Annotated in this window: 19 protein-coding genes; 14 read left to right on the plus strand and 5 right to left on the minus strand. The window is 68.0% G+C overall.

From position 1 onward, the window contains the following. Positions 1-21: 21 nt before the first annotated feature. From msuE to AC5P9C_RS11940, 8 genes are all read left to right on the plus strand, one after another. Positions 22-603, plus strand: coding sequence for an FMN reductase (gene msuE, locus AC5P9C_RS11905; RefSeq protein WP_049471246.1), 582 nt, complete (start codon positions 22-24; stop codon positions 601-603). 156 nt (positions 604-759) lie between these two features. Beyond that, positions 760-1,122 (plus strand): DUF3088 family protein, encoded by a 363-nt coding sequence (locus AC5P9C_RS11910; RefSeq protein ID WP_049471349.1) that lies wholly within the window; start codon positions 760-762, stop codon positions 1,120-1,122. Between the two features lie 14 nt (positions 1,123-1,136). After that, entirely contained in the window at positions 1,137-2,114 is a 978-nt protein-coding gene (locus tag AC5P9C_RS11915) for an MsnO8 family LLM class oxidoreductase (protein ID WP_053462766.1), read from the plus strand. 18 nt (positions 2,115-2,132) lie between these two features. Next, complete coding sequence (locus AC5P9C_RS11920) at positions 2,133-3,476, plus strand: LLM class flavin-dependent oxidoreductase (protein ID WP_103283014.1); 1,344 nt, start codon at positions 2,133-2,135, stop codon at positions 3,474-3,476. A gap of 4 nt (positions 3,477-3,480) precedes the next feature. After that, on the plus strand, positions 3,481-4,701 hold the full coding sequence (locus tag AC5P9C_RS11925) for a M20 aminoacylase family protein (RefSeq protein WP_080355604.1): 1,221 nt from the start codon (positions 3,481-3,483) through the stop codon (positions 4,699-4,701). Continuing rightward, entirely contained in the window at positions 4,698-5,249 is a 552-nt protein-coding gene (locus AC5P9C_RS11930; RefSeq protein WP_057494514.1) for a GNAT family N-acetyltransferase, read from the plus strand. Before AC5P9C_RS11925 ends, AC5P9C_RS11930 begins: the two co-directional genes overlap by 4 nt. Next, the gene (locus tag AC5P9C_RS11935; RefSeq protein ID WP_150826456.1) at positions 5,246-6,991 is read left to right on the plus strand and encodes an amino acid ABC transporter permease/ATP-binding protein; all 1,746 of its coding nucleotides are present in this window, start codon (positions 5,246-5,248) and stop codon (positions 6,989-6,991) included. The genes AC5P9C_RS11930 and AC5P9C_RS11935 overlap by 4 nt, the downstream gene beginning before the upstream one ends. Before the next feature lie 16 nt (positions 6,992-7,007). Continuing rightward, complete coding sequence (locus AC5P9C_RS11940) at positions 7,008-7,985, plus strand: ABC transporter substrate-binding protein (protein ID WP_053462770.1); 978 nt, start codon at positions 7,008-7,010, stop codon at positions 7,983-7,985. 58 nt (positions 7,986-8,043) lie between these two features. Here the strand turns inward: AC5P9C_RS11940 and AC5P9C_RS11945 are convergent, their stop codons facing one another. Continuing rightward, complete coding sequence (locus AC5P9C_RS11945) at positions 8,044-11,160, minus strand: discoidin domain-containing protein (protein ID WP_495205162.1); 3,117 nt, start codon at positions 11,158-11,160, stop codon at positions 8,044-8,046. Between the two features lie 514 nt (positions 11,161-11,674). Between AC5P9C_RS11945 and AC5P9C_RS11950 the strand changes: the two genes are divergently transcribed. Further along, entirely contained in the window at positions 11,675-12,172 is a 498-nt protein-coding gene (locus tag AC5P9C_RS11950; protein WP_478443425.1) for a helix-turn-helix transcriptional regulator, read from the plus strand. A 27-nt stretch (positions 12,173-12,199) separates the two neighbouring features. On the opposite strand, the gene AC5P9C_RS11955 is transcribed toward AC5P9C_RS11950, so the two are convergent. Continuing rightward, complete coding sequence (locus tag AC5P9C_RS11955; RefSeq protein ID WP_495205163.1) at positions 12,200-13,276, minus strand: MBL fold metallo-hydrolase; 1,077 nt, start codon at positions 13,274-13,276, stop codon at positions 12,200-12,202. A 103-nt stretch (positions 13,277-13,379) separates the two neighbouring features. On the opposite strand from AC5P9C_RS11955, the gene AC5P9C_RS11960 reads away from it, so the two are divergent. Continuing rightward, complete coding sequence (locus tag AC5P9C_RS11960; RefSeq protein ID WP_057494511.1) at positions 13,380-13,991, plus strand: TetR/AcrR family transcriptional regulator; 612 nt, start codon at positions 13,380-13,382, stop codon at positions 13,989-13,991. On the opposite strand, the gene AC5P9C_RS11965 is transcribed toward AC5P9C_RS11960, so the two are convergent. Next, positions 13,988-15,934, minus strand: a complete 1,947-nt coding sequence (locus tag AC5P9C_RS11965; protein WP_495205164.1) for an EAL domain-containing protein — start codon at positions 15,932-15,934, stop codon at positions 13,988-13,990. The genes AC5P9C_RS11960 and AC5P9C_RS11965 overlap by 4 nt on opposite strands. A gap of 343 nt (positions 15,935-16,277) precedes the next feature. Between AC5P9C_RS11965 and AC5P9C_RS11970 the strand changes: the two genes are divergently transcribed. From AC5P9C_RS11970 to AC5P9C_RS11985, 4 genes are all read left to right on the plus strand, one after another. Then, a complete protein-coding gene (locus AC5P9C_RS11970) occupies positions 16,278-17,060 on the plus strand; it encodes an APH(3')-II family aminoglycoside O-phosphotransferase (RefSeq protein WP_495205172.1) in 783 nt (260 codons plus the stop codon). Positions 17,061-17,157: 97 nt separating this feature from the next. Further along, a complete protein-coding gene (locus AC5P9C_RS11975; RefSeq protein ID WP_053462777.1) occupies positions 17,158-17,748 on the plus strand; it encodes a TetR/AcrR family transcriptional regulator in 591 nt (196 codons plus the stop codon). Beyond that, positions 17,745-18,779 carry a DUF418 domain-containing protein gene (locus tag AC5P9C_RS11980; protein ID WP_474755534.1) on the plus strand — a complete coding sequence of 345 codons (1,035 nt, stop codon included), beginning with the start codon at positions 17,745-17,747 and terminating at the stop codon, positions 18,777-18,779. The genes AC5P9C_RS11975 and AC5P9C_RS11980 overlap by 4 nt, the downstream gene beginning before the upstream one ends. Positions 18,780-18,878: 99 nt before the next feature. Continuing rightward, positions 18,879-19,886: a phosphotransferase gene (locus AC5P9C_RS11985; RefSeq protein WP_495205165.1), complete on the plus strand. Its 1,008-nt coding sequence runs from the start codon at positions 18,879-18,881 to the stop codon at positions 19,884-19,886. A gap of 164 nt (positions 19,887-20,050) precedes the next feature. Here AC5P9C_RS11985 and AC5P9C_RS11990 read toward each other — a convergent pair whose 3' ends face one another. Then, the gene (locus AC5P9C_RS11990) at positions 20,051-20,938 is read right to left on the minus strand and encodes a DMT family transporter (protein WP_049471276.1); all 888 of its coding nucleotides are present in this window, start codon (positions 20,936-20,938) and stop codon (positions 20,051-20,053) included. A gap of 32 nt (positions 20,939-20,970) precedes the next feature. Continuing rightward, positions 20,971-22,032 (minus strand): UDP-N-acetylmuramate dehydrogenase, encoded by a 1,062-nt coding sequence (murB, locus tag AC5P9C_RS11995; RefSeq protein ID WP_495205166.1) that lies wholly within the window; start codon positions 22,030-22,032, stop codon positions 20,971-20,973. Positions 22,033-22,037: the final 5 nt, after the last annotated feature.

Here is a 22,037-nt window from a genome sequence, read left to right on the forward strand (position 1 = left end):
GCCATCATCGAGGAGCAGTTCATGTCTTCTGCATTGAGGGTGGTTGCATTGGTGGGCTCACCGGCCAGTTCGGCGACTTCGCGCACGCTGCTGCTGGTGCGGCATCTGCTGGCGTCGCTGCAGCAGCGGGTGCACGCCAGCGTGGAGCGGGTGGAGCTGGCGCCGATCGCCCGCTCGTTGGGGCAGTCGTTGTCGCGCGATGAAGCGGAGCCGGCGGTGGAGCAGGCGCTGCAGACCATCGAGGGCGCTGGCCTGCTGGTGGTGGCCGCGCCTGTGTACCGCGGATCGTACCCGGGACTGTTCAAGCACCTGGTCGACTTCATCGGGCTGGAGGCGCTGGTGGATACACCGGTGCTGCTGGCCGCGACCGGGGGCAGCGAGCGCCATGCGCTGGTGATCGACCACCAGTTGCGGCCGTTGTTCAGTTTCCTGCAGGCGCACACGCTGCCGATCGGGGTGTATGCCACGCCGGCTGACTTCGACGGCGAGCACGTCAGCAGCGCGGCGCTGCAGGCGCGTATCGCGCTGGCGACCGAGCGTGCCGCCGCGCATCTGGCCACGCAGGGACTGGCGCCGCCGACGCCGCTGCGGCGCATTGCCTGAGGCCATAACCGGCGGCGCTTTTCTTATGGCGAAGGCGCATCTGCATGGCCGGATCTGACCGCCGATTGTCGCCAGGCATCGCCGCCGCGACCGCTGGCATCTCTAGCATCGATATCGAAGCGGCATCGCATTGCCGGCCCAGATGAGGACCCCCCAGTGACGCTCGACGCAGCAAGCAAACCCATCCTGTTCCTGCTGGACCGCGAGTTCGAGGACGGTCAGATTCCCGGCCAGCGTTTCTTCTGCCGGCACAGCCTGCTGCTGGAAGGTGCGCTGTCGAGCATCGAGGGCCTCGACGCGCAGCTGGACGTACGTCGCATCGGCTTCGCACGGCCGCGTCGCGAGGTGATCGCGGAGATTGGCGAGCAGGACCAGTCGCTGCCGAAGCTGGTGCTGCCGCAGGGCGTGCACAGCGCGCTGGCCAGTGGCGCCCACAAGGATCGCCAGTACGTCTCCGGTGCCGAGCCGATCCTGGCGGCGCTGAACGGGTTGCTCGGCATTCCCGTGGCCCATCCCTGAGCGAGGACGCGTCAATGAGCTACCTGATCAGCGTATTGGACAAGAGCCCGGTGGCCGACGGGGCCTCGCCGGAGCAGGCACTGCGCAACAGCCTGCTGCTGGCGCAGCGCGCCGAGCAGCTGGGCTATCACCGTTACTGGTTTGCCGAACACCACGCCGCGCCGACCCTGGCCAGCCCTGCGCCGGAGGTGCTGGCCGCCTGGGTGCTGGCGCAGACCCGGCGCATCCGCATCGGCAGCGGCGGGGTCATGCTGCGCCACTACGCGCCTTACAAGGTGGCCGAGAACTTCAACCTGCTGGCGGCGTTGGCGCCGGGACGCGTGGACCTAGGCGTGGGCAAGGCACCCGGCGGCCTGCCGGCATCGACCGCCGCGCTGGCGGCAGGGCGCCCGGCGTTTGCCGACTTCGACCAGCAACTGCGCGATCTGGAAGGCTATCTTTCCGGTGCAGAAAGCGAGGTGCTGGCGCGGCCGGTTCCCCAACAGGCACCGGAGCGGTTCCTGCTGGGTGCCAGTCCGCAGAGCGCGCGGCAGGCGGCCGCGCTGGGCTGGCGCTTCGTGTACGCCGCGCACTTCGATGGTGACCCGAAGCACATCGAGGCCGCGTTCGATGCCTATCGCAGTGCCGCTACGCAGCCCCCGCTGCTGGCCACGGTGGCCTTTGCTGCCCCGACGGCCGAAGCCGCTGCACGTCACATCGGCGCACTGCGCGTCTACAAGCTGCACCTTGGCCCGGGGCAGACGGTGAACCTGCCCAGCCCCGAGGCGGCTGCCGAGTACGCGCGCCAGGTAGGCGTGGCCGACTTCCGCATCGAGGAAACACGGCCCAGCGTGCTGTCCGGCGATGCGCAACAGGTACGCGACGAACTGGATGCGCTGCACCGACGCTTCGGCGTGGGCGAGTTCATCCTCGATGCGCCGGTGGCCGACCTCGATGCACGCCTGACATCCCTCGAACTGCTGTCGCCTGCGCCACGCGCGGCGGTGGCGTGACCCGCAGGAGCGATTCCCATGAGCACGACCCCGCGCCACATTCCGTTCGGCATCATGCTGCAGGGCCCCGGCAGCCACATGCACGCCTGGAAGCACCCGTCCAACCCGGCCGATGCCAGCGTCAACCTGCAGTTCTACATCGACATCGCGCGCACCGCCGAAGACAACGGCATCGCCTTCGGCTTCGTGGCCGACGGCCTGTACATCAACGAAAAGTCGATCCCGCACTTCCTCAACCGCTTCGAGCCGATCTCGCTGCTGTCGGCGTTGGCCACGGCGACGAAGAAGATCGGCCTGGCCGGTACGCTGTCGACGTCCTACAGCGATCCGTTCACCGTCGCCCGCCAGTTCGCCTCGCTGGACCTGCTCAGCGGCGGCCGCGCCGGCTGGAACGTGGTGACCTCGCCACTGGAAGGTTCCGGCCGCAACTACGGCCGCCCCCATCCGGAGCATGCGCTGCGCTACCAGATCGCCGACGAATACCTGGAGGTGGTGCAGGGACTGTGGGATTCGTGGGATGACGACGCGTTCGTGCGCGAGCGCGACAGCGGCACGTTCTTCGCACCGGAAAAATTCCGCCGGCTCGACCACAAGGGCCGCTTCTTCCAGGTGGAAGGCCCGCTCAATATCCAGCGATCGCCGCAGGGCCAGCCCGTGATCTTCCAGGCCGGGTCGTCCGATGACGGCATCGCGCTGGCCGGCAAGTACGCCGATGCGGTGTTCACCCATTCGCCGTCGCTGGAAGAAACCCGCGCGTTCACCCAGAAGGTGAAGAACTCGGCGATCGCCCATGGCCGCAGCGGCAACGACGTGAAGATCTTTCCGGGTATCGGCCCCATCGTCGGCCGCACGGCCGAGGAGGCCGAGGCCAAGTACCAGGCAATTGCCGCACTGGCGACGCTGGAGGATGCGCTGGCCTATCTGGGCCGGTTCTTCGATCACCATGATTTCAGCCAGTACGACCCTGACGCACCGTTCCCCGAACTGGGCGATATCGGCAGCAATTCGTTCCGCTCCACCACTGATCGCATCAAGCAGGATGCGCGCGAGAAGGGGCTGAGCCTGCGCCAGGTGGCATTGGAGGCAGTGAGCCCGCGACCCAACTTCATCGGTACGCCGGAGCACGTGGCCGATGAGTTGATCCGCTGGTTCGACGCCGGTGCGAGCGATGGCTTCATCCTGGGCTTTGCCGCGCAGCGCGAGGGCCTGGACGACTTCGTGACCCAGGTATTGCCGATCCTGCAGGCGCGCGGCTACCACCAGCGCGAGCTGGAAGGGCAGACCCTGCGCGGGCATCTGGGCCTGCCGTACAAGGCCAGCCGGTATGCGACCGACGCCGAACCGGCGCGGAAGGTGGGGTAGGGCAATGAGCGGAGAAACTGCGGTAGCACCGGGCCAGGCCCGGCGGAGTTCCCCAGCGATTGGCGTGTTGCCGGAGATCGCGGCACGCGCCGAGGCTGCCATCACGATCCGCCATGACCTGCACCGGCACCCGGAGCTGGCCTTCGAAGAGCATCGCACCAGCGCCCGCGTGGCCGAACTTCTGCAGCAATGGGGTTATGACGTGACCACCGGCCTCGGTGGCACCGGCGTGGTCGGCACGCTGCAACGCGGGCAGGGCAGTCGTCGACTGGGGCTGCGTGCGGACATCGATGCCTTGCCGATCCACGAAGACTCCGGGCTGGCTTACGCCAGCCAGACCGACGGGCTGATGCATGCCTGCGGTCACGATGGTCACACCGCCATCCTGCTGTCCGCCGCGCATTACCTGGCCCATCACGGCAATATCGACGGCACCTTGCAGCTGGTGTTCCAGCCTGCGGAAGAAACCGGTTCGGGTGCATCGAAGATGATCGCCGACGGCCTGTTCGAGCGCTTCCCGGTGGATGCGATCTATGGGCTGCACAACTGGCCTGGCGTACCGGTCGGCCACTTCGGTTTCGTCGACGGCCCAGCGATGGCGTCGGTTGACTGGGCGCGGCTGAAAGTGATCGGCAAGGGCGGCCATGGGGCCGAGCCGCAGGGCAGCGTGGACCCGATCCTGGTTGCCGCGCACATCATCACGGCATTGCAGAGTGTGGTGTCGCGCAATGTCGACCCGCGGCAGATGGGAGTGGTGACCGTCGGTTCGATCCACGGTGGGCAGGCCGCCAATGTGATTCCGGACGTGGTCGAGCTGAAGCTGACCGTGCGCGCCTACCTGCCCGAGGTGCGCGACACGCTGCGACGCCGGGTCACGGAACTTGCCGAGCACACCGCCGCTGCGTTCGGCGCGCGCGCCGAGATTGAATTCCCGCGCGGCTTCCCCAGCGTGATCAACCACCCGCAGCAGACCGCCTACGTCCGCAAGGTGGCGGTGCAGGGCTTCGGCGCCGGACAGGTGGTGCCCGACTTCGCGCCGCGCACCGCCAGCGAGGATTTCGCGTTCCTGCTGCAGGCGCGGCCGGGCAGTTTCGTGTTCGTCGGCAACGGTGACAGTGCACCGCTGCACAGCCCGCGCTATGTGTTCAACGACGCGGCCATTGCCCCCGCCGCCAGCCTGTGGGCGCGGCTGGCCGAAGACTACCTGGTGAAGGACGCGACATGAGCCACGACGAACGCTTCCTCTATACCTCGGTCGATGACCCGCTGGCGCGGCCGCTGTTCGATGGCCTGGAGCAGGAATACGACAGTCGCTACGCCGATGTGCGCCGACGCATCGGCGGCAGCGCCCGCGAGGAACTGCAGCGCTACCCGGCGCAGGCATTTGCCGCGCCGGTAGGGGCCTTCGTACTGTTGCTGCGCGACGGTGTGGCGATCTCCGGCGGTGCCTTCATGCCGCACCGCGATCCGGACACCGCCGAGTTCAAGCGGATCTGGACGCTGCCCGGGCTGCGCCGGCAGGGCATCGCCCGGCGCGTGCTGCAGGAACTGGAAGAGCAGGCGGCGCGCCAGGGCTATCGGCGCGTGTTCCTGACCACCGGCTTCCGCCAGCCCGAGGCGGTCGGCCTTTACCTCAGCCACGGCTACACCGCGCTGTTCGACCTGGACGCGGACCCGGAATCCATCGCGCACCTGCCGTTCGAGAAACACCTGCGGGCGCCCGCGCCTGTCGTTGCGCCTGTGCAGGCGGTGCTGCAAGGGGTCCACGCATGAGCACGCCCTCGACGGCGCTGGATGGGATCGGCGCACGGCCGGCACCCGCACCGGCCTTGAAGATCGTGCCGGCCCGGCACCCGCTGCAGGTGGTCGGCACGGTATTGGCGCTGGCGCTGATCCTGATCGGGCTGCAATCGGTGCTGGGCAATCCGCGCTGGGGCTGGGGCACCTTTGCCGAGTGGTTCTTCGCACGCCCGGTGCTGGAAGGCCTGGGCCGGACGCTGCTGCTGACCGCACTCGGTACCGGCCTCGGTTTCGCGCTGGGCACCCTGCTTGCACTGGCACGGGTGTCCGGCTCACCCCTGCTGTCGGCGGTGTCGTGGGGCTATGTGTGGTTGTTCCGCTCGATCCCGCTGCTGGTGTTGCTGCTGCTGCTGAACAACCTGGGCTACCTGTACAGCACCATCGAGCTGGGCGTTCCGTTCACCGGCATCAGCCTGTTCTCGTACCCCACCACGCAGCTGATCGGCGTGTTCACCGCCGCGGTACTGGGGCTGACCCTGAACCAGGCCGCGTTCTCGGCCGAAGTGATCCGCGGTGGCATCCTCTCGGTCGATCATGGCCAGTATGAGGCGGCCGCCGCGCTCGGGCTGCCGCGTGCGCGCCAGGTGCGGCGCATCATCCTGCCGCAGGCGATGCGTTCGATCCTGCCGGCCGCGTTCAACGATGTGATCGGCCTGGCCAAGAGCACCTCGGTGGTTTACGTGCTGGCGCTGCCGGAGCTGTTCTACACCGTCCAGGTGATCTACCGGCGCAACCTGGAAGTGGTGCCGCTGCTGATGGTGGCCACGGTCTGGTACCTGGTGATCCTGACCGCGCTGTCGCTGCTGCAGCGCCGTGTGGAGCAGCGCTTTGCACGCGGGCAGCTGCAACGCGAACGTTCGGTGTCGCGGGTGTCATCGCCGCAGCGCCGGTCCGGTGATGCTGCGCCCCGCGTGATCAACCGCCCGCGCATCGCCACCCAGGTGGAAGCGGGTGACGGGGCGGCGGTGTCGCTGCACGGCGTGGGCAAGGTGTTTGGCGATCAGCCGGTGCTGGAAGACGTGCACCTGGACCTGCGTGCCGGCAGCGTGACCGTGCTGATCGGCCCGTCCGGCGCCGGCAAGTCCACGTTGCTGCGGCTGATCAACCACCTGGAACGCGCCGACAGCGGCTACGTGACCGTCGGTGGCCAGCTGATCGGCTACCGTCGCGATGGCGACACCCTGTACGAGCTGCCCGAACGCGAGATCCGCCGCCGGCGCGCCGAAGTGGGCATGGTGTTCCAGGGCTTCAACCTGTTCCCGCACCTGACCGCGCTGGAGAACATCATCGAAGCGCCGATCGCAGTACGCGGTGTGCCGCGCGCGCAGGCCGAGCAGCAGGCGCGCACGCTGCTGGAACGGGTCGGCCTGGCCGACAAGGCCGATGCCTTCCCGCGCCAGCTGTCCGGTGGCCAGCAGCAGCGCATCGCGATCGCCCGCGCGCTGGCGTTGCAGCCAAAGGTACTGCTGTTCGATGAGCCGACCTCGGCGCTGGACCCGGAGCTGGTGGCCGAAGTGCTGAGCGTGATCGAAGAGCTGGCCCGTTCCGGCACCACGCTGGTGATCGTCACCCATGAACTGGGCTTCGCCCGCCGCGTGGCCGACCACGTGGTGATGATGGACCAGGGACGGGTGATCGAGCAGGGCACGCCCGAGGCCCTGTTCGAGCGCCCGCGCCAGCAACGCACCGCCGATTTCCTGGCCAAGACCCTGTAACCCCGGAAGGAACACCATGAGCCCTGCAGCACCGCGTCGCCCCTCGCGCAGCACCCTGTTGATCGTTGGGGTGCTGGTCATCGGCATCGCCGGCATCGTCTACTCGCGCGTGCGCCAGGCCCCGGAGGCTGCCGCTGTGGCCGCGACCAGCCTGGCCGGCACCAACACCGCCGTGCTGAAGGGCACGCTCGACCCGAAGGCGCAGGCCTTGATTCCTGCGGGCTACCGCTTCGTCACGCCAGGCGCATTCACCGTGGCGACCCACCCGGGGCAGCTACCGCTGGCCGACTACGGCGCCGACAGCAAGGACGTGGTCGGCATCGAACCGGACATCGCGCGGCTGATCGCGGATGCGTTGGGCCTGAAGCTGGTGATCGTGCCGGTGGCCTGGGCCGACTGGCCGCTGGGGCTGGAGTCGGGCAAGTACGATGCGGTGCTGTCGAACGTGACGGTCACCGAGGAACGCAAGAAGAAGTTCGATTTCTCCAGCTATCGTTACGACCTGCTGGGCATCTACACGCGCAGCGACGGGCCCATCCAGAAAATCGAAAAACCCGCCGATGTGGCCGGGCTGAAGGTGGTGGTCGGTGCCAGCACCAACCAGGACCAGATCCTGCGCCAGTGGGACCAGCAGAACATCGCGGCGGGATTGAAGCCCGTGGAATACCAGTACTTCGATGACGCGGTGGTCGGGCGGCTGGCGGTGATCACCGGCCGCGCCGATGTCTCGTTCGAGCCCAATGCTACCGGCGCCTATTCGGCGCGCGACGGCAAGGTGCGGCGCGTGGGCCTGTTCCCTGGTGGCTGGCCGAATGCCGCAGCGATCTCGGTGACCACGCGCAAGGGCAGCGGCCTGGCCGACGCGGTGACACAGGCGCTGAACACCCAGATCGGCAGCGGCACCTACGCGCAGGCGCTGGCACGCTGGAATGTGGCCGAGGAAGCCGTGCCACAGTCGCAGACCAATCCGCCGGGGTTGCCGACGCTGCAATGACACCGGGCGTGGCCCGGGCGACCCCCGCTTTTGTAGAGCCAAGCCATGCTCGGCTGCTTCACCAACGCGCCTCCAGCGTTTTGAACGGCTTCGCCAGGCGCACGCCCTCGGCATCGAAGTCGGAAACGCTGCGCCCATCCACACGCACCGTCTTCGGCATCGTCCGCTGCGGCCACCACACCTTCACCGCCGTCCTGCTGCGCAGGCCCTTGCCCAGCGCCACCGTCAACACGCCGTCGCGCTGCCGCGCCTGCATCTGCAAGGTGCCATACGCCGTCGGCAGGCGTTCCACCGCCAATCCATCGCCCGCCACCCACGCGGGGGGCGTGCCCGGCAGCAGCGACAGCGCATCATCGTCTTCGCGCATCAGCATGCCGAACAGCGTGCGGCCGTATTCGGCGCCGATCCAGGTATGCGGCATGTCGCCCAGGTAGCGCGGGAAGCGCAGGCGTGAGTGCACGACCTCGGCCAGCACCTGCCACTCGAGCGGGCGCCGGTCATGCAGCAGCCCCTGCAGCAGCTCATCGGCCGCCTGCGGCTGGCCCAAGTGCACGTAGCTCAGCACGTTGCGGATCTCGTACGGGGTGTAGGCGTACAGCGCACCGGGCTGGCTGCGCTTGCGCACGTCATCCAGATAACGCGCGAAGGTGGTCCGCAGTGCCTCGGCCGGCAGTACGCTCTGCGCGCCGGTCGGGTCCAATGCAATCGAGACGCCGGTGGGGTCACCATCGCCAAGATCGGCCGATGACGGAATGAAGTCGATGCCCTTCCACGCCATCGTTGCCCGGATCGAGGCATGCAATGCGTCGTACAGCAGCTTGTATTGCTCGCGCGCCCAGGCAGCGGTCTGGTGGTCGCACAGGGCCTCGGCCAGCCACGCGCCGTCGTGCCAGCCCTTCAGGCCCCAATAGTCATCCCAATAGCTGTGGGTGGGTGATGGATAGCCCTCATGGCTGATCGACGGCGCAAGGATGCCCGCAAACCGTTCCGGCGAAGGCTGGTCAGCCTTGTAACCGGGCACCAGCGTGCGCTCGCGCAGTTCCTGCAGGAAGCGCAGTGCGGCTTTCACCTTGGGCAGGTAGGCTCGCACCGTTTCTGGCCCACCATCCAGGCGTGCAACGTCGGCCACCAGAGCGACGTACTGGCCCTGGCTGTCGTACTCGATGTCCGAGCCGAAGCCGGTGTTGACGCTGCCATCGTCGTTGAGGATCGGTGAGACCAGGCCGTTGGCATGCACGCCGTGTTCGCTGTACCAGGCCAGGTAATCGCGCGCGACACGTGCTTCACCCATGCGCAGCAGCACCGCCGAGGTGGCCATGCCGTCGCGGATGAAGGAGCGGTTGTAGTTGCGCGGCCCCGGCTGCATGGCCGGGCCGGTCTGGTTGATCAGCATGTAGGCAGCCTGCGCGCGCAGCATGTCGACCAGCGAGGGATCGGGCAGGCGCAGGCCGACCTGGCCCAGCCGTGCCTGCCAGTCGGCGGAGGCCTGCGTGGCCAGCACGTCGAACGCGGCATTGGCATCGTCGGGCAGCGCAGCCAGATCAAGCGCAGGTGCTTCGGGCAGCATGCCGTTGGCATCGGCGGCGGCAGTGCCCAGCGGGAACGCGACCACGATGGCATCGCTGCTGCCCGGTGCCAGCGACACCCGGTAGTTCAACGCAGCCGAGGCAAGGCCCTGGTCATCACGCGCCTGCTGCGTGGAAGGCAGTTGGCCGGCAGCGATGTTCGCGGTGATTTCCGTTGCGCCGTCGTCGCCGAACGGCGCCGCGCCGGATGCGGTCACTGGCGTAAGCGACTGCAGCAGCGTGCGCCCGTTGATGCGCACGGCCTGCCCATCGACGGCGGCCTCGCGGATCGGCGACAGCCCGCCGTTCTGCCACGGCGGGTTCATCTGCATCGGGCGCACGACCAGGCTAAGCGTTCCATCGATCCGGCTGCTGCCGGTGTTGTGCAGGCGATGGCGCACGAAGGTGACCGGTTGCCCGTCGCGCTGGAGGGCGAAGGCCTCGCTGCGCAGCTCCAGCCCGGGTTGCGGCGACCAGGTGGCCGAAGGCATCGGCTTCCAACCATCGCGCAGGGCGTGGTGCACGGGGCGTTCGGCGGCGCCCGCCGCGCGGCCATCGGCACCGCGCCAGATGGGCTGCACCAGCGGTGCGCCCTTGTAGGCTTCGATGTTGCCGTACTCGTCAAAGATCGATTTCTGTCGCCCGGCGTGCACGCCGACGGCGGTCCAGTAGGTCTGCTGCATCTGCAGTGACGCCGGGAACAGCCCGCGCTGCGCGCCGCTGGCGGCGATCTGGTACTGCTTCATGGGCGTCATCACCGCCTTCGGGCCCAGCAGGCGCAACCGCGCGGCCCGGGGTGCAGCGCCGTCCACGCTCAGCCGGAACGCACGCACCGGTTGCGCCACAGTGGCGGCCAGCCAGCTTTGCCGATGGTTGGCGGCCTGCGCATCCTGTGCCCAGTCGTGCCAGCGACCGTTGCTGTCCTGCGCCTGCAATCGGGCAGCGCCACGCGCACCATCGGCCCACTCGACCAGCAGGCCGGCAGTGGGCTGGGCGCGGGGCAAGGTGATCTCGAGCGCATGGGCGCCTGCCTTCCCGACGGGAATCGCGACGGCAGCACCGCCCTGCCACAGCGCGGCTGCCTGCGTTGCATCCACACCGCTGACGCGTGCGCTGAGCGTGTTGTCCAGTGGCTCCATCTCGAAGAGGGACACGCCCCAGTCGGAGGTCCGCTGCGGGCTGGCCAGCCGCACGTAGCGCGCCTGGCGCGGCGCGAAGTACAGCGTTTCCACGTCGCCCAGTGAATCGGCCATCGTGTATGCGGCCTGCCACTGCGTGCCGTCCAGGGAGGTCTGCAGCGAATAGCCTTCCGGATTGGAGACATCCCAGGTGAGGCGCACGCCGGCCAGCAGGGTGGGCGTGCCCAGGTCGATCTGGAACCAGTGGCCGGGGCTGAAGGCGCCGCCGGTCACGGTCTTCGGGTCGCCGTCGATCAGGTGGCCGATCGCCATTGCCGGCACCTGCTGCGAGGAACTGCTGGCCTGCCACTGGCTGCGCGGCGGGAGCGTCTGGGCCTGTGCGGAGGACGCCAGGGCGACGAGCAGCAGGGCGGCAGGGCGCAATGGGAAAAGCAGGGTGGAGACCTTGGAGCGTTCGGCGCGCAACGTCATTACGGACTGCCTCGCAGGTTCGGCCGGAATCGGGCGAGCGCTACGCTAGCAAGGGATGTAATCGGTTACATGACGCACTGCAGCGGCGCTGGACGCTGTCGCTGCCATCACGGGAGGGCTGACGGATGTGGCTCTGGACGTGTAGCGCGGATTGGCTAGGGTCACATCGAGCGTCTTTTAAGAGAGTTGTCATGTGACAACCCGTGTGAGCCGTGTGGAGACTATGGAGAAGAAGGAATGTCTCGAGCGCGTCATCCAGACAAGGACATCGAAGCGGCGTTGCAGTTCGCGGAGGATCGTGGGTGGAGGCTCCGTATTGCGGGCGGCCATGCGTGGGGCCGGATGTATTGCCCTTACAACGACACCGATTGCCGATGCGGGGAGTTCTGCATCGTGAGCATCTGGATGCACGCCGCGAAGCGGCAGCCGTCATGCAAGTGCCTTGCGGCGTGTGGTCGAGAACTGCAGTCGTGAGCAATGAGATCAGGCTTCGTCAGAAGCGAAGGGGTCAATCATGGAATTCAACTTCACCCTGAAGTACCGCTTGCCGGACACAGGCAATGAAATCGGCGTCCTCGAGCAGCGCCTGGCCGAAGGCGGCTGTGACGACGCGCTTGTGGGCCTTGGGTTGCCGGGACGGCTGGCCCTGGCGTTCTGCCGGGAAGCAGACAGCGCAGGGGTTGCCCTGCGTTCGGCGCTCGACGATGTGCAGCGGGCTGTGCCCGGTGCCGAACTGGTTGAAGTGAGCCCCGATCTGGTGGGGCTCACTGACGTCGCAGACCTGCTCGGAATGTCGCGCCAGAACATGCGGAAGCTCATGCTGGCCAACCTGCAGTCGTTCCCGTCCCCCGTGCATGACGGCTCGACCTTGATCTGGCATCTCGTCGACATACTCGGTTGGCTGCGAGCGCGCGGCAGCGGGAAAGTCACGGCGGAAATGACCGAGCTCGCCGCCGCTGCGCTGCAGATCAATCTGGCCCGGGAAGGGCGCAGGCTTCACCCGAAGACGTAGCGGCGGCCAGAACCGGAGCCCACCGCATTACAGCTCCACCGTCTCCCACCAGCGCGTGCCCGGCTGCGGCGCCTGCATGTCCACTGCTTCGCCCATCATCGGCGTGGCCACCGGCACGCGCTTCGCGGCCGCCAATGCGGTGATGCGCTCGAACGGCTGCTGCCATGCGTGCAGGGCCAGGTCGAAGGTGCCGTTGTGGATCGGCAGCAGCCACTTGCCACGCAGGTCCAGGTGCGCCTGCAGCGTCTGCTCCGGCTGCATGTGCACGAACGCCCAGCGCGGATCATAGGCGCCGGTCTCGATCATCGTCAGGTCGAACGGGCCGTACTTTTCGCCGATCGCCTTGAAGCCATCGAAGTAGCCGGTGTCGCCGCTGAAGAAGATGCGGAAGTCGCCGTCCTGGATCACCCATGACGCCCACAGGCTGCGGTCACTGTCGCCCAGGCCGCGGCCGGAAAAATGCTGGCCCGGGGTGGCGGTCAGGCGCAGGCCATTGGCCTCGGTGGATTGCCACCAGTCCAGCTGTTCGACCTTGCCAGCGTCCACACCCCAGGCGATCAGCTGGTCACCCACGCCGAGCGGGGCGATGAAGCGCGAGGTCTTGCGATCCAGCTGCATCACTGCGGCGTGGTCGAGATGGTCGTAGTGGTTGTGCGAAAGGATGACGCCAGCGATCGGCGGCAGTGCATCGATGCTGATCGGCGGCGCATGGAAGCGCGCAGGGCCCATCCACTGCACCGGCGAGGCGCGCTCGGAGAAGACCGGGTCGGTCAGCCAGTACTGGCCGCGCAGCTTCAGCAGGATCGTGGAGTGCCCGAGCCGGAACAGGCTGCGGTCCGGCGCGGCGTCCAGCGTGGCCCGGTCCAGCGGCTTCACCGGAATCGGGTGGGCCGGCACGGTGCCCTTGGGTTTGTTGAACAGGAACGTCCACCAGATCTCCGCACCGTCGCGCAGGCTCATTGCCGGACGGGGCAGGGCATTGCGGAACTTGCCATCACGGTACTGCGGTGACTCGGGGTAGTCGGGGAGGGACCAGGCGGTGCAGAAGGTGTAGGCGGTCACGGCGAGGATTCCAAGCAGGGGGACAAGGAGCAGGCGCTTCATGGGTGACGTCCGCTGGGTACACTGCACAGTGTAGTTTCCCGTTTTTCAAAAGTATACTCCCGGGTGTAAAATGCGTGCATCCGTTCAGCCATCCGTTCCCGCCATGTCCCGTGCCCCGCAGCGCCTCACCGACCGCAAACGCGACGCGATCGTGCGCGCTGCGGTGGAGGAGTTCCGTGCGTCGGGCTACGAGGCGACCAGCATGGACCGCATCGCCGAGGTGGCGGGCGTCTCCAAGCGCACCGTGTACAACCACTTCCCGAGCAAGGAAGCGCTGTTCTCGATGATCCTGGAGGAACTGTGGGAACGCAGCGTGGCCAGCGACGCGCTGCCGTACCGGCCCGACCAGCCGCTGCAGGGGCAGTTGCTGCAGTTGCTGGGCCAGAAGCTGGACCTGCTCAGCGATGCCAACTTCATCGACCTGGCGCGGGTCGCGATGGCCGAGATCATCCACTCGCCGGAGCGTGCGCAGGCCATCGTCTGCCGCATGGGCGAGAAGGAAAGTGGCGAGAGTGCGTGGATCCGCGCGGCAATCGCCGATGGCCGGCTGCGCGCGGTCGATCCGGAATTTGCCGGCCACCAGCTGCACGGGCTGGTGAAGAGCTTCGCGTTCTGGCCGCAGGTGACGATGGGGCAGCCGCCACTGAACGAACAGGAGCGCGCGCGCGTGGCCGAGTCGGCGGTGGCGATGTTCCTGGGGTTCTACGCGGCCTAGCCGGCGGCGAAGCGGCGGAACTCGTCGGCCGGCAGGGCGGCCGAATACAGATAGCCCTGGCCGACATCCACGCCCAGCGCGCGCAGGTGCTGTTCCTGCGCCAGGGTCTCGGTGCCCTCGGCCACGACGATCGCGCCGCAGCGGTGCGCGACTTCGACGATGAAGCGCACGATCGACTGTGACTTGGCGTCGGACAGCGTGGCGATCAGCGCCTGTTCGATCTTGACCTCGGCGATGGCCAGCTGCGAAAGCAGGATCAGGGTCGAGTAGCCCGCGCCGAAATCATCCAGCGACAGCGTGACCCCGGCCGCCAGCAATTGTGCGATGTTGGCATCGACCACGTCGCGCTCGACGATCTCGGTCCACTCGACGATTTCCAGGCGCAGCATCGCACCGGGGATGTCGTGCAGTTGCAGCAGCTCGTGCAGGCGCAGGCCGAAACCGGGCAGGCGCAGCGATTCGGCAGAGACATTGACCGCGATGGTCAGTGAAGCGCCATCCTGCCGGCAGAACTGCAGGAAGTGCACCGCCGACTGCAGCGTGGCCCATTCCAGGTCGGCCAGCCGGCCCTGCCGGCGCAGCAGCGAGATCACCCGCATCGGTGTGATCGGCCGGCCCTCGCCATCGCGCATGCGCAGCAGTGCCTCGGCACCGACCAGCCGCCGGTCGCGCAGGCGATGCTTGGGCTGGTAGTTCAGCGGTGCATCCCCCTGGCGCAGCCAGCGTTCGAGCGCGACCTCGATCAAGGCATCGATTTCGCTGTCGCGCTGGATCGGGTCATCGAAGAACACCACGCCCGACTCGATCGCGCTCAGCGCCAGCGTGATCGCCCGCAACGGCAGGTGGCCTTCATCGGCGTTGGCCGGAGGCTTCAGCTCGACCACGGCGCAGCGGAACAGCGGCCGGAAGCCCGGCCAGTCGCGGCTGACGCGCTCAGTGAGATTGCAGGCCAACGCGGTGACATGGGCCTGGCTGCGCAGCTCGGCCAACGACATGCTGCGCACCAGCAGGGCCAGCGCCGCGTCACCGAACTGATAGATCTCCAAGGCATCGGCGGGAAGCGATGGCAGCAACCGATGGATGTCCGCCGCCGTATCGCGATGCCATAGCCCGTTGTCCTGCAGTGGGCCGTAACGCAGGCGCAGATCGCGCAGGTTGCCCATCTCGACCACGACCAGGCAGGCCTTGCCGAAGCCGTCGTTGCCGCGCCAGAAGTCCTGCAGTCGTTCGCCCAGCGCGCGCATGTTGGGCAGGCCACTGATCGGGTCGATGCGCAACCAGGCCTGCTCGCGCTGGCGCTGCGCGTCGATCTGGGCGTCGTTGTAGACCAGCGCGAACACCGCGCCCAGCACCAGCAGCGAGACCGGCAGTGCCAGTACGCGCTGGATCGCCAGTTCGGCCACCGGCAGCTGGTCGGCGCCGATGATCGCGACGCCCAGTGCCAGCCCCACAGCGGTCGCGGCGATGCGCGCCGACCACGCCCGCAGGATCATGCGCAGCGACAGCTCGTTGAGCATGCGCGGATGCAGGCGCCTGCGCAGCCAGACACCGGTGATCATCTGCAGCGCGGCCTCCAGGCTGGCGGGCAGGAAGAACTGGGTGCCGACAAACTGGTAGCGGGCCAGCACGGCAGCCGCCAGGCAGGCCAGACCACCGCGCCACCCGCCGAGCAGGCCACTGACCAGCAGGATGTCGAAGCCAAGGTGCAGCTTGACCACGCCCTGGGTGTAACCGGCCACGAACCAGGAATTGAACAGGTAGATCAGCCCCAGCGTCACGCCGACATACAGGCGACGGCCCTCGATGGCGTGCCCGGCGCGACGGGTGGCGATCAGCAGCACGCCGATCATGCCGATCACCGCGGTGGCCTGCAGCAGGTACAGCGGCAGGCTGGGCAGGGCACTGTCCAGGACCTGGGCCGAGACCCGTGAAAGCGCATCCATAGCAGGTTCCCGCCTGTGACCGACGGCCGGTGACGAGCAGGGTAAACCACGGCCGCGCGCGCGGCCACTGACGATGCCCTGCGGCGGCCGGCGGGGTCAGTAGCGCGGGCCGGCGATCGCGGAAGCCCTCGCGCAGCGCATCGGCGATGCGCATGTTCAGCGCGACATTGCGGGAATGCAGGGGCGATCGGCGCCGGCGTTCCACGGTGACGGATCCGTGGGCGCTGCTGCAGCGACGACTGCCCGGCATCACTGCTGTTGACGGGAGGAATGCCGGATGAGCGAGAATCCATGCAGTCATCGGTTACAGGCGTCCCCTGGCATGGAAGCACCCCGCGCACGCATGGAGGGCATGCCCCTGCCTCACGCCTGGCAGGAAGCACTGGCCGATGCGCGCATCGAGCGGCAGTCGATCGGCGTATCGCGTGCGGACGTTGCCCGCGTGCATCGTCCGGGGCAGGCCGATGCCTTCCTGAAATCGGAAGTGATCGACGCCTTCAGTGAGCTGGGCGACGAGATCGCGCGCCTGCGCTGGCTGCAGGCGCAGGGCCAGCCGGCGCCGACGGTGATCGCTACCGCCGAGGAGGAAGGGCGCCGCTGGCTGCTGATGAGTGCGTTGCCCGGCCACGATCTGGCCTCGTCGCCGGCGCTCGCACCCCAGCACCGGGTGCAACTGCTGGCCGACGCGCTGCGGGGCCTGCATGCCCTGCCGGTGGCGGCCTGTCCGTTCGACCAGCGGCTGGCTTCGCGGTTTCAGGCCGCACAGGCACGGGTCGAGGCGGGCCGGGTCGACGCCGATGACTTCGATGACGAGCGCCTGGGGCAGAGCGCACAGCAGGTCTTCGCCGAACTGCGCGCTACCCGGCCTGATCACGAGGATCTGGTGGTCAGCCATGGCGATGCCTGCCTGCCGAACCTGCTGGCCGTCGAGGGGCGTTTCAGCGGTTTCATTGACTGTGGCCGGCTGGGCGTGGCCGATCGCTACCAGGATCTGGCGTTGGCCGCGCGCAGCCTGGTCCACAACTTCGGCGACACCCGGTGGGTCGCGTCGCTGTTCCGCAGTTATGGCGTTGTGCCCGACGAACGGCGGCTGGCGTTCTACCGTCTTCTCGACGAGTTCTTCTGAAACCGCGCCGGGCAGCGCAGGGCAGGGCTGAATGCTGCCCTGCCGACGGACTTCTCCATTCTTCAAAATGGACGAACGTTCGTTCACCATGTGTGGCATGAGCCGAATCGACCGCAATGAGCAGCGCGTGACCCTGATCCTGCAGGCGGCCCTGCAGTGTTTCCTGGCCAAGGGCTTCCACCAGACCAGCATGCGCGACATCGCGCAGGCGGCCGGTGTCAGCCTGGGCAATCTCTACAACCATTTCCCGGGCAAGGAGGCGATCATCCTTGCGGTGGCCGCGGCCGAAAGCGAGGAACTGGCCCCGATGCTGCAGCGGCTGGCGGCGGCCGACGGCGAGCGCGCGCAGGTGCTGGCGTTCCTGCAGGACTTCCATGCGTTGTGCCGGCAACCGGAGTGGGCAACGCTCGCGGCCGAGGTGCTGGCCGAGAGTGCACGCAACCCCGCCGTAGCCGAGGCCTTCGCCGCCAACCGCAGGCAGCTTCAACAGGTGCTGGGCGATGCACTGCAGGGCATTGCGCGGCGCGAGCGGCGGCGCCCTGCGCTGGCCCCGGCACTGCAGGCGCAGGTGTTGCTGGATGCCATCGAAAGCGATGCGCTGCGCCAGGGCCTGGGTGAAGCCGGCAACGCGGAGAACGCCGCGCTGGATCTCGAGCTGCTAACACGGTTGCTGGGATCACGTGCATGAGCGCCGATGACCGGCGGCTGCACGGCCTGGACCTGGCGCGCTACTTCGCATTGGCCGGCATGGTGCTGGTCAACTTCCGCCTGGCGATGGCCGTACCTGCCGAGCGCGCGGGTTGGCTGGCCGGCTTCTTCCATCTGCTGGAAGGCAAGGCTTCGGCGACCTTCGTCACCCTAGCCGGGCTTGGCCTGGTACTGGCCACGCAGCGCTTGGGCCGGAGGCAGGCCTGCGTGCAGACCTGGCGGCGCGCGCTGTTCCTGCTGGTGCTGGGCCTGCTCAACCTGACCCTGTTCCCGGCCGACATCCTGCACTACTACGCGGTGTATTTCGCGCTGGCGGTGCTGTGGCTGCGTGCGTCGCCACGGGCGCTGCTGGCCAGCATCGTGGGCCTGGCGGCCGGTTCGTTCTGGGCACTGCTGCATTGGGACTACAGCCAGGGCTGGAACTGGCAGACGCTGGAGTACACCGGTCTCTGGCAGTGGCCGGGTGCCGCGCGCAACCTGCTGTTCAACGGCTTCCATCCCCTGCTGCCGTGGATGTGCTTCTTCCTGCTGGGCATGCTGCTGGCGCGCCTGCAGTTGTCACAGCCGCGCGTGCAGCGTGCCTTGCTGCTGCTGGGCGTGCTGCTGATCGGCGCCGGCCAGGGCGTGCAGCACCTTGCGCTGGGAACGCCCTGGCAGGTGTGGCTGGGAACGCAGCCGATGCCGCCGGGACCGGCCTACGTGCTGACCGGTTCGGGCGCGGCCTGCAGTGTGATCGCCGCGTGCCTGTGGGTCAGCCGCCGGTATCCCGGGAATTGGCGGGCGCCGCTCACTGCGGCAGGGCGGATGACACTCAGCCTCTACGTCGGCCACATCCTGCTGGGCATGGGGGCGCTGGAAGGATTGGGCGTGCTCGATGGCAGCGCGTCATTGCCGGCGGTGCTGTGGTGCGCGCTGCTGTTCCTGATGCTGGCCACGGCCGCCGCGTGGCTGTGGTCGTTGCGGTTCGCGCGGGGGCCACTGGAAGCGGTGATGCGGCGCGTCGCCGGCTAGCACTTTGGTCGCGCAGGCGTGATGTTGTGACGGACATGTCTGTGTCGCGGCCTGCGCATCTGCGATAGTGGCGGCAGGTAACACTTTCCGCTTGCATCCATGTCATCCGCTTCGGCGCAGCACCTCGGCGAAGTCCTCCTGCAGTCCTATGGCATCACCGCCACGGCCGTGGTGCCACGCCCGGTTGGCGCCGACGCCAACGCAAGCGTGTATCGCATCGATGCACGGCGTGGGCAATGGTGGTTGAAATGCCGCAGCTACCAGGTCGACCCTGCCGTCTGGGATACCCTGCACTGGCTGCGCGGCACGCTGGGCATCGAGGAAATCGTCGCACCCTGGCCGGCACTGACCGGTGGCGCTTCGGTGCAGCGCTGGGGCCTGCAGTTCACCCTGTTTCCCTATGTGGAAGGCCAGTCCGGCTTCGAGGCGGCGTTGAGCCGCATGCAGTGGCAACGGCTGGGTGAAGTGCTGCGCCGTCTGCACGAGGCCCGCCCGCCGCTGCAGCTGCAGGAGGCGCTGCCGAGCGCGCGGATGGAAACCGCGGCGCTTGATACGGTGGGCCAGTGGCTGGCTGGCGAGGGCCTGGCGGCCGCCAAGGACGGACTGGGCCGTGCGTTCGTGTCGGTCTGGGACCAGCAGCACGCACGAATCGCCGCGTTGCATGCGCAGGCCGTCCAGCTGCATGCGGCGTTGCAGGACGTGCCGAGGGGGCTGCACCTGTGCCATACCGACCTGCATGCCGGCAACCTGCTGATGGGCAACGACGGTGGCCTGCACCTGATCGACTGGGATGGCCTGTCGCTGGCACCGCGCGAGCGCGACCTGATGTTCATCGGCGGCGCGGTCGGCGGGCGCTGGGGCCGCGAGAACCCGTTGGGATTCGAGGAGGGCTATGGCAGCGACCGCGGTGATCCGCGCTGGATAGCCTGGTACCGGCACTGGCGCATCCTGCAGGACCTGATCGAGTTCCAGCAGGTGCTGCTGGGCAGTGATGGCGAGGAGCGTTCGCCGCCGTTGCGCCGGCAATCGCTGCATTTCCTCAGTGAGCAGTTCGCGCCGGGCAACGTGTTCGACGCCGCCGAGCGGGTGTATCGCGCGCTGGGGTAGTTCCCGGGCCGTTGCCAGGATCGCCCCGGGTAGAGTCGACTGTTAGTCGACTACCGCGCGCAGCGCGGGCTTTGCCTGTTCCAGACGAAGAGCAGTCGACTAACAGTCGACTCTACCCATGGCCTCTCCATGCAAGGCCCATGGTTTGTCCATGCAGGTGGTTTTCATTCTGCAGGCTTGGCCGCTGCTGAGGCGGCCGCACTTGCGGCGCGGCGCGACAGCACGGCTTCGCGATGGGCGATGTAGGCGTTGGCGGCCAGGATGATGCCGGCGCCGATGATCGTCCAGCGGTCCACGCTTTCGTTGAACAACAGCCAGCCGCACAGCGTCACCAGGGGCAGCTGCAGGAAACTGATCGGTGTCAGCGCCGAGACTTCGCCCAGCCGCAGCGCCCGGGTCCACAGCAGTTGGCCGACGGTGCCGAGCACGCCGGTGGCCAGCAGCCACAGCCAGGCCAACCCGGTCGGCCAGACCCAGACGAACAACGCCGGGACCAGCGACAGGGGGACCCAGAAGACGTAGGTGTAGAGCACCACGGTATCGGCGCTGTCGACGCGGGTGAGTTGCTTGATCTGGATTGCCACCAGCGAGCTGAGCACCGCGGCGGCGACCGCCACCAGGCTGCCGGCGGTGAAGCCGGCCGTGCCGGGGCGCACGATCACCAGCACGCCGATGAAACCCACCACCACTGCCGCCCAACGCCGCACGCGCACGGTTTCGCCCAGCCACAGCACGGCGGCGATGGTGACGAACAGCGGCGTGGAATAGGAGAGCGAAACCGCTTGCGCCAACGGCAGGTGGCCCAGCGCCCAGAACGCGCACAGCATCGAGCCCAGGCCGATTGCACTGCGCACGAAATAGCGTGGCAGCTGCTGCGTCTTCAAGGGCGCGCGGCCCGGCCGCAGCAGCATCGGCAGCAGGGCCAGCAGGCCAAAGGCATTGCGGAAGAACGCCACTTCCTGCGTCGGCACGTAACGGGTGGCATAGCGGATGGCCACCGCCATCAGGCCGAATGCCATCGTGCTGCCGAGCATCAGCAGCGCCGCCCGCATCGGGGTGGCGCCTGAGGAAAGGGCGGGGCTGTTCACCACTGTGCGCCGAGCAGGCGGGGCTCCGGTTCGATCGGCACGCCGAACTTTTCCAGCACCGAGGCCGAGATGCGGCGCGCCAGCGCCAGCAGATCAGCGCCGCTGGCATTGCCGTGGTTGACCAGCACCAGCGCGTGGCTCGGCGCCACGCCGGCATCACCCTCGCGGAAGCCCTTCCAGCCACAGGATTCGATCATCCAGGCCGCGGAGACCTTGCGCCTGTCGTCCTGCTCGGCCGGGAACACGGGCAGGTCGGGGAAGTGCTGCAGCAACACGTCGACCTGTTCCAGCGGCAGCACCGGGTTCTTGAAGAAACTGCCGGCGTTGCCCAGTACCTCCGGGTCGGGCAGCTTGCGGCGGCGGATCGCGATCACCGCATTGGCCACGTCCACGGCGCTGGGAAGTTCCACGCCCTGTGCCTGCAGTTCCTCGCGGATGCCGGCATAGTCCATGCGCAGGTCGTGCAGCAGCGGCAGCTTCAGTTCGATGGCGGTGATCAGGTAGCGGTCGGGCTGCTGCTTGAACACGCTGTCGCGGTAAGCGAAGCGGCACTGCTCGTTGTCCAGCCGCACCCAGGCCTGATCCTGGCAGTCCCAGGCTTCGACCGCCTGGATGAACTCGCCCACCTGCGCGCCATAGGCGCCGATGTTCTGGATCGGTGCGGCACCGGCGGTGCCGGGAATCAGCGCCAGGTTTTCCAGGCCGGACAGGCCTTCCTGCAGCGACCACATCACCAGGCCATGCCAGGGCACGCCGGCGCCGGCGCGGATCACGGCATGGTCGGCGCGGTGTTCAAGGAAACTGATGTCGCGGTTGCCGAACACCAGCACGGTGCCGGGCAGGTCCTCGGCGATCAGGACGTTGCTGCCGCTGCCCAGCACCAGCAGCGGGCCGTTGGCCACCTCGGGCAGTGCCAGCACCTCCGGCAGCAGCGCGGCATCGTGCAGTTCCAGCAGCTGTTCCGCATTGGCCTGCACGTGGAAGGTGTTCAGTGCCTGCAGCGGCGCATTGCGGGTGAGCGTCCAGCGCAGCGGGGCGTTGCCGTCGGTGCTATCCATGGGCG

Source organism: Stenotrophomonas sp. YJH_SMC_10 (assembly GCF_059371555.1).